General features: G+C 67.5%; 8 protein-coding genes. 3 read left to right on the top strand and 5 right to left on the bottom strand.

The window, feature by feature from the left end:
- The first annotated feature begins 114 nt into the window (after positions 1-114).
- Both Q8O35_RS02025 and Q8O35_RS02020 read left to right on the top strand, forming a co-directional pair.
- The gene (locus tag Q8O35_RS02025; RefSeq protein ID WP_305570038.1) at positions 115-525 is read left to right on the top strand and encodes a class I SAM-dependent methyltransferase; all 411 of its coding nucleotides are present in this window, start codon (positions 115-117) and stop codon (positions 523-525) included.
- Positions 526-774: 249 nt separating this feature from the next.
- Positions 775-1,275 (top strand): YbaK/EbsC family protein, encoded by a 501-nt coding sequence (locus tag Q8O35_RS02020; RefSeq protein WP_305570036.1) that lies wholly within the window; start codon positions 775-777, stop codon positions 1,273-1,275.
- Between the two features lie 22 nt (positions 1,276-1,297).
- Here the strand turns inward: Q8O35_RS02020 and Q8O35_RS02015 are convergent, their stop codons facing one another.
- The 3 genes from Q8O35_RS02015 to Q8O35_RS02005 are packed head-to-tail and all read right to left on the bottom strand — an operon-like array spanning position 1,298 to position 3,482.
- Positions 1,298-1,807 carry a hypothetical protein gene (locus tag Q8O35_RS02015; RefSeq protein WP_305570034.1) on the bottom strand — a complete coding sequence of 170 codons (510 nt, stop codon included), beginning with the start codon at positions 1,805-1,807 and terminating at the stop codon, positions 1,298-1,300.
- A complete protein-coding gene (locus Q8O35_RS02010; protein ID WP_305570032.1) occupies positions 1,804-2,643 on the bottom strand; it encodes a metal ABC transporter permease in 840 nt (279 codons plus the stop codon). The genes Q8O35_RS02015 and Q8O35_RS02010 overlap by 4 nt, the downstream gene beginning before the upstream one ends.
- A complete protein-coding gene (locus Q8O35_RS02005; RefSeq protein ID WP_305570030.1) occupies positions 2,640-3,482 on the bottom strand; it encodes a metal ABC transporter ATP-binding protein in 843 nt (280 codons plus the stop codon). Before Q8O35_RS02005 ends, Q8O35_RS02010 begins: the two co-directional genes overlap by 4 nt.
- A 199-nt stretch (positions 3,483-3,681) precedes the next feature.
- On the opposite strand from Q8O35_RS02005, the gene Q8O35_RS02000 reads away from it, so the two are divergent.
- On the top strand, positions 3,682-3,981 hold the full coding sequence (locus Q8O35_RS02000) for a SemiSWEET family sugar transporter (RefSeq protein ID WP_305570028.1): 300 nt from the start codon (positions 3,682-3,684) through the stop codon (positions 3,979-3,981).
- Between the two features lie 3 nt (positions 3,982-3,984).
- On the opposite strand, the gene Q8O35_RS01995 is transcribed toward Q8O35_RS02000, so the two are convergent.
- Positions 3,985-5,418, bottom strand: a complete 1,434-nt coding sequence (locus Q8O35_RS01995; RefSeq protein ID WP_305570026.1) for a cobyrinate a,c-diamide synthase — start codon at positions 5,416-5,418, stop codon at positions 3,985-3,987.
- Positions 5,419-5,421: 3 nt separating this feature from the next.
- Complete coding sequence (locus Q8O35_RS01990) at positions 5,422-6,180, bottom strand: tetratricopeptide repeat protein (RefSeq protein ID WP_305570024.1); 759 nt, start codon at positions 6,178-6,180, stop codon at positions 5,422-5,424.
- Positions 6,181-6,418: the final 238 nt, after the last annotated feature.

Below are 6,418 nucleotides of genomic sequence, written 5' to 3'. Positions count from 1 at the left end.
GAGCGGCTCGTACACCAACGTGGTGGGCCTGCCAGTAGCAGAATGCGCGGCATCCCTGCTGGAGCATGGAATCATCGGGGTGCGCCCAGGAAACTCGGGCGGATGGGGAACGCCATGACCGACGCCTTTGCCACCAGGGCTGCGCAGTGGGACGCCCACCCCGTGCGCGCCGCCATCGGCCAGGCCTTTTACGCCCAGGTGCTTGAGGCCACGGCCTCGCATCTGGCGGGAGCCCTTGAGGGCAAGACCGTGCTGGACTTCGGCTGCGGCACCGGAACCCTGGGGCTGCGCCTGGCCCAGGAGCACGCCGCCCGCGTCATCTTCGCCGACGCCTCTGCGGCAATGCTGGACGTGCTGCGCGGCAAGCTGGCCGGGCTGGACCTGCCCGACGCCCAGATTTTCGAGGGCGGCATAAACGCCCTGCCCCTGGCGGACGCTTCGGCGGATCTGGCCGTGAGCCTCATGGCCCTGCACCACATCGAGGACGCGGAAGGCGCGCTGCGCGGCCTGCGCAATGCGCTCTAGCCCGGCGGGCTGCTGCTTCTGGGCGACCTGCTGCCCGAGGACGGCAGCTTCCATGACGCCTCGCCGGACGGCCCGACTGCGGCGCACAACGGCTTTGACCCGGAGGCGCTGCGCGTCCTGTGCCATAATCTGGGCCTGGCGGTGCTGCGCCTGCTGCCTTTTCATCTGGTGCGCAAGCCCGATGCGGCCGGAGCCGTGCGGGAGTACCCCCTGTTTTTCCTGGCCGCGAAAGCGGTCTAAAGGAGCCTGATGCCTACCCCGCACGCCGACTTCGAAGCCTTGCTGGAACGTGTCCGAGCCAGCGGCCTGCCTTTTGTCCTGCACGAGCACGCCCCCGCGCGCACCATGGCCGACGCGGAAAGCCTCACCTTCGACACGGCGCGCATCGTCAAGACCATCGCCTTCGCCACCCGCGACGGACGGCTGGTGCTGGCGGCCCTGCGCGGCACGCTGCGCGTGGACCACGCCAGGCTGGCGCGGCTGTGCGGCGTTGAGCGCAAGGACCTCGCCCCCTTGTCGGCGCATTCGGTCCTTGAGCGCATCGGCGTGGCGCCGGGCGGGGTTTCGCCGCTGCACGGCCAGGGGCATGGTTTGGTGGATGGAGAAGTGCTGATCTTCGTGGATGAGGACGTGCTGGCCATCGCGCCCACGGCCTACTGCGGCGCGGGCAGGCTTGACCGCACCCTGGAGCTGGCCCCGCTGGACCTGCTGAACCTTTCCGGCGGGCGCACGGGCAATTTCTCGCGCTGATTCGTCCTGAAGAGCGCGTCGGCTAGGGCATTTCCCGGCGCACGATGACGGCCAGCCCCTTTTGACGCAGACGCTCGGCCACGCGCCAGGCGCGCTCCTTGGTCGGCAGGGTAGCCAGCACCAGTTGCGCCCGGCCAGCCTCGTCCCACACCCAGATATTCTCCGGCACAAGCACCCCGGCGCGCAGCACCGCTTCCAGCAGGTCAGCGCGGGCGGCCTCGCGGGCGTCGAAATCATCAGGATCCAGCTCGCGGCCCTGGGCCAGCACCCACCATTCCCCGGTCTTCGGCTCGGCGTCCAGGCCGGGCTTTTCGCAATGCTTGCCGGTGTAAGGCGAGGGGCGCTTGCCGCTGTGCAGGCCGGACGGATTTCCGAACGGAGTCTCGGATTCCGGCCCAGGCTGGGACTTGGCGCCCTGGGCTGCCTTGGGCCGCAGGTGCATAAGCGACCGGGCCTCGCCGCGCACAAGGAGCGCCATGCGCTGGATGCGCCGGGCGATATCCGCCGCGCTGAGCTGCTTGCGTCCGCTCATGCCGCGCTCCCCTTGGCCCCGGCCTGGGTGGCTGCGTCGCGCCGCTGGGGCACGGCCAGGGAAATGACGAAGCCCACGCAGGCCACGGCGATGATGGTGGCCCCGCAGGTCAGGTCGAGTGCGTAGGAAAGGTACAGGCCGGCCACGCAGAACACGGCGCTCAAAAGCGCGGCCAGAAGCATCATGCCCGGCAGGGAGCGCGCCCGGCGCTCGGCCATGAAGGGCGGGATGGTCAACAGCGCCATCACCAGAATCAGCCCCACCACGCGGATGACCATGACCACGCACAGGGCGGTGAGGCCCATGAGCAGGAAGTGCAGGAAACGCACCGGCACCCCGCGCGAGCGCGCGAACTCCACGTCGAAGCTCATGACCAGAAGCCCGCGCGAGAACACGGCCACCAGGGCCAGCACCCCGGCGGAAAGCCAGGCCATAAGCCAGAGATCGGAATCGGGCACGGCCAGGATGCTGCCGAAAAGATAGCTCATGAGGTCGGAGTTGTAGCCCGGCGTCAGGTCGAGCAGAATAATGCCCAGGGCCATGCCAGCGGCCCACAGAACCCCGATGACCGTGTCCGCCCGCTCGCGGGAGGAGAGGGTCACCCAGGCCATGCCCAGGGCCGCCAGGGTGGAGAATCCGGCTGTCACGGGCAGCACGGGCAGGCCGAGAAAGAAGGCCAGCCCCACCCCTCCGTAGGAGGCGTGGGCCACGCCGCCCGCCAGAAACACGATGCGGTTCACCACCACCAGCGATCCGATGACCCCGCAAATGAGGCTGACCAACAGGCCTGCCATGAGCGCATTGCGGAAGAAGTCGTAGGACAGGGCCTCCATCATGACGTCTGCCCCCTGTCGTCGTTGCTGGCGTGACGGCCGCCGCAGCAGTCCGGGTTGTCATGGTCGAACACCACACGGTGCGGCACCGGCCCGTGGGCCAGGAGCTCCACCGGGCACCCGGCCACCTGGTCCACGCCCAGAGCCTCGGCGAAAATTTCCGGTGTCAGGCGGCTGTCCGGGTGGTGGTGCAGGCTGCGGTTCACGCAGGCGATGGACTTGACGCAGCCGTCCACCGTGGACATGTCGTGGCTGACCATGACGATGGTCATGTCGCGGTTCAGCTTCGCCAGCAAGGCCATGAGCTCCTGGCGGCTCCTGCCGTCCACGCTGGCCGTGGGTTCGTCGAGCAGCAGCAGCTCCGGGCCGGACACGATGGCCCGGGCGATGAACGCGCGCTGGCGCTGTCCGCCGGAAAGATCGGAGAGCCTTCGGCCCGCGTGGTCCGCAAGGCCGACGCGCTCCAGGGCCTGCAAGGCCGCTTCGCGCTCGCGCCTGCGCTCAGCCCGGCCCTTGAACCAGTCAAGCCCGGGGCGCACCAGCCCGAGGCTCACTGCGCCCAGCACGGTGATGGGAAAGCTGGCCGACACCTGGGTGAACTGCGGCAGATAGCCGATGCGCCCGCCTGCGTCTCCGGGCGACTGGCCCAGCACCCGCAAGGAGCCGCCGCCGGGCCGGGCCAGGCCCAGGAGCAGCTTCAGCAGCGTGGACTTGCCACCGCCATTGGGCCCCAGCACGGCGAGAAAATCTCCCGCAGGCAGGGTCAGGTTCACCTGCTCCAGCACGCGCACGCCGTCGTAGGCGAACCAGAGGTCGGAAATCTCAATGGCCGGGGTGTTCACAAAAGGCTGCCTCCAGAATTCGGCGCGCCTGGGCCGCTGGGGCACAAGGAGCGCATCCCTGATTCTGTACCCCCAGGAACGGGGCTAAGGCAACGATTTTCAAGGCCGCGCCCAAGGCGTGGACGCGGGAACCAGGCCACTGTTGCCCCCTCGCCGCGCATGGGGTATCACGCGGCCAAGCTTTAAAGAGGGAGCGTGCATGGAACTTGTGTTTGCGGAATACATCGGCCTGACAGCCGGCGCCCTCACCACTGCGGCCTATCTGCCTCAGGTGTGGCGCACTTGGCGCACCAAGGCCGTGGGCGACATATCCCTGGCCATGTACTGGGCCATGACCCTGGGCGTTGCGCTCTGGCTCGTTTACGGCATCTTCATCAAGGCTGCGGCGGTCATCGTCGCCAACGGCGCGAGCCTGCTTCTGGTGGGCGGCATGCTGCGCATGCGCATCAAGTACGGCAGACCCCAGGCAGCGCCGAAGCGCGACCAGTACCTGCACTAGCCTCTAACCCACAAAACCCGGCAGCCCCTGGCCCGCGACACTGCGGCAGGCCGCCACAAAGGCCTGCGCCGCCTGCGGGTTCGAGGCCAGGTGGGCGTGGAAATAGCCGCCCACGATGTTGCCTGAAGCCTGGCCGTCCAGGGCTTCCGTCCCGTCCGAGGCCGTGAGCGCAAAAGCGGCCTGGCCCGCCTCCCCTGCCCCGCCTTCATACTCCGAATAATGGAACTCGTGCCCGCGCAACACCGTGCCCGCAGGCCCCAGCGGTCCGGCCGCAAGGGTGCGCGCTTCGCGATAGCCCAGGGCCGCGCGCTTTCGGCGCAACACGGCCCGGCCCGGCAGCGCTCCGCACAGGGCATGCGCCACGCCATCGCCGTCCAGCAGCTCCTCCAGCAGATACATGTACCCGCCGCACTCGGCCCACACGGGCTTGCCCGCAGCACAAAAAGCCCGCACCGATGCCCGCATGGAGGCGTTGGCGGAAAGCTCACGCCCAGAGAGCTCCGGGTAGCCGCCGGGCAGGTACAGTCCGGCCAGTTCCTCGGGCAGGGCCGCGTCTGACAGGGGCGAGAAGAAGACGGCCTCCGCCCCGGCCTGGGCCAGCAGGCGCAGGTTCTCTTCGTACAGGAAGCAGAAGGCGCGGTCCCGCGCAACGCCGATGCGCACGTCCGACCGCGCGGCAGCGCGAGGGACTGGCGCGGGCTCGTCTGCGAGGAAAGCGGAAAGGTCGAGATCAGGCAGGGCGTCCAGCAGCGTCGAAATGTCCACGCCCTGCTCCACCCAGTCCGCCAGGGCCTCAAGGGTGGCCTCAAGCCCGGCGGCACAGCCTTCCGCTTCGCAGGCCGCGTCCTGGGCCGTCACCAGCCCCAGGTGCCGCGAGGGCAAATGCACGGCCTGGCTGCGGCGCAGGCACCCAAGCACGGAGACGCCAGGAACCAAATCCATGGCCTCGCGCAGGATGGCCTCGTGCCGGGCGCTGCCCACGCGATTAAAGATCACTCCGGCCAGGCGAAGGCCGGGGTCGAAACGGGCGAAGCCCTGCGCCAGCGCCGCAACGGAACGCGCCTGGGATTTGGCGTCCACCACCAGCAGCGCGGGCAGGCCCAGAAGCTTCGCCAGATGCGCGGTGGACCCGGCCTCATCCGCACCGCTCCGGCCATCGAACAGCCCCATGACGCCCTCCACCACGACCACGTCCGCGCCGCGCGCGTGCCGTGCGAAGAGACTGCGCAAGGCGTCCTGCGGCTGCATCCAGGTGTCGAGGTTGTGGCTGGGGGTTCCGGCGGCGGCGGCGTGCAGGCCGGGATCGATGAAGTCCGGCCCGGCCTTGAAGGGCTGCATGCGCAAACCCCGGCGCCGGAGGGCGCGCAAAAGGCCCAAGGTGGCCGAGGTCTTGCCGCAGCCGCTGTGGGTTCCGGCCAGGACAAGGGCCTTGGGCACGGGCTAGGCTCCGGCCGAATGCTTGCGTTTGAGGAAATCCACGAACTGCCGGGCTTCCGAATGTTCTGGGTTGAGCTTCAGGCAATCGCCCAGGTGCTGGGCCGCGAGCTTGGCCTCGCCCATGTTGAAGGCGGCGCGGGCCATGTTGTAGTGCAGATTTTCGTCGCGCGGGCAAAGCTCCACGGCGCGGGCATAGAAGGCCATGGCTTCGGCGTGCATGGACGCCTTGCGCAGGGAGATGCCGAACTCGTTGAACAGGTGCTTGTGCTCGTCCTGAAAAGCCGCATCGATCATCACCAGCCGCTCGAAGACCATGCGGGCCTTCGGCTCGTCGCCGCGAACGATGTAGCAGAGGCCGATGCCGAAATTGGCGCGCACGTTCTCTTCATCAAGGGCCAGGGCCTTGCTGTACTCGAACTCGGCAGAAAAGTTCTCGCCGCGCTTGAGGAACTTGTCGCCGCGCGCAACGGCCTTCTGGATCTCCTGCTGCTGCATGGCCCTGTGTCGGGCGTATTCCTGGGATTTCTGAGGCTCCGGCAGGTAGCTTTCCAAAAGTTCTTCGCGGGTTATATTCTTCGCATCGCCGAAAAGCGCGTTATCCGGACCAAGAGCCTGCAGTTCAAGCGACTCGTCTTCGCGCTGCTGCACAAAAAAATAAGCGTACTGCTCAATTTTTCGGATTGTCGTTCCTGTGCCGATAGTGGCAATTGTCTTCTGGAAAAACACGCCGTTGATGCGCTGTGCGGGATAGGTCGAGTTCATAAGCAGATCCGTCCCTGGCGAGAGTCTTTCATGGAACGTACAACACTTCCAGCATGCAGGGAAGAGGGCGAACAGAATTCTAAATCTTACGCATCATTCTAATCAGTTACGCGCGGCGTCCCGGTGCGGGGCATACGTTCACTCTCCGCCCACTTTCTTACGCTTCAGGTAGTCGATGAACTGACGGGCCTCGGCGTGTTCCGGGTTGAGCTTCAGGCAGGCGCCCAGATGCTGGGCA

Source organism: Humidesulfovibrio sp., from assembly GCF_030689645.1.
GTDB lineage: Bacteria > Desulfobacterota > Desulfovibrionia > Desulfovibrionales > Desulfovibrionaceae > Humidesulfovibrio.
This window is presented reverse-complemented; position numbering and strand designations above follow the sequence as displayed.

What these genes read in the sequence shown, in the direction of transcription:
- Q8O35_RS02000 (WP_305570028.1), top strand. Translation starts at nt 3,682, where the DNA reads ATGGAACTTGTGTTTGCGGAATACATCGGCCTGACAGCCGGCGCCCTC.
- Q8O35_RS02010 (WP_305570032.1), bottom strand. Translation starts at nt 2,643, where the DNA reads ATGATGGAGGCCCTGTCCTACGACTTCTTCCGCAATGCGCTCATGGCA.
- Q8O35_RS01990 (WP_305570024.1), bottom strand. Translation starts at nt 6,180, where the DNA reads ATGAACTCGACCTATCCCGCACAGCGCATCAACGGCGTGTTTTTCCAG.
- Q8O35_RS02020 (WP_305570036.1), top strand. Translation starts at nt 775, where the DNA reads ATGCCTACCCCGCACGCCGACTTCGAAGCCTTGCTGGAACGTGTCCGA.
- Q8O35_RS02015 (WP_305570034.1), bottom strand. Translation starts at nt 1,807, where the DNA reads ATGAGCGGACGCAAGCAGCTCAGCGCGGCGGATATCGCCCGGCGCATC.
- Q8O35_RS02025 (WP_305570038.1), top strand. Translation starts at nt 115, where the DNA reads ATGACCGACGCCTTTGCCACCAGGGCTGCGCAGTGGGACGCCCACCCC.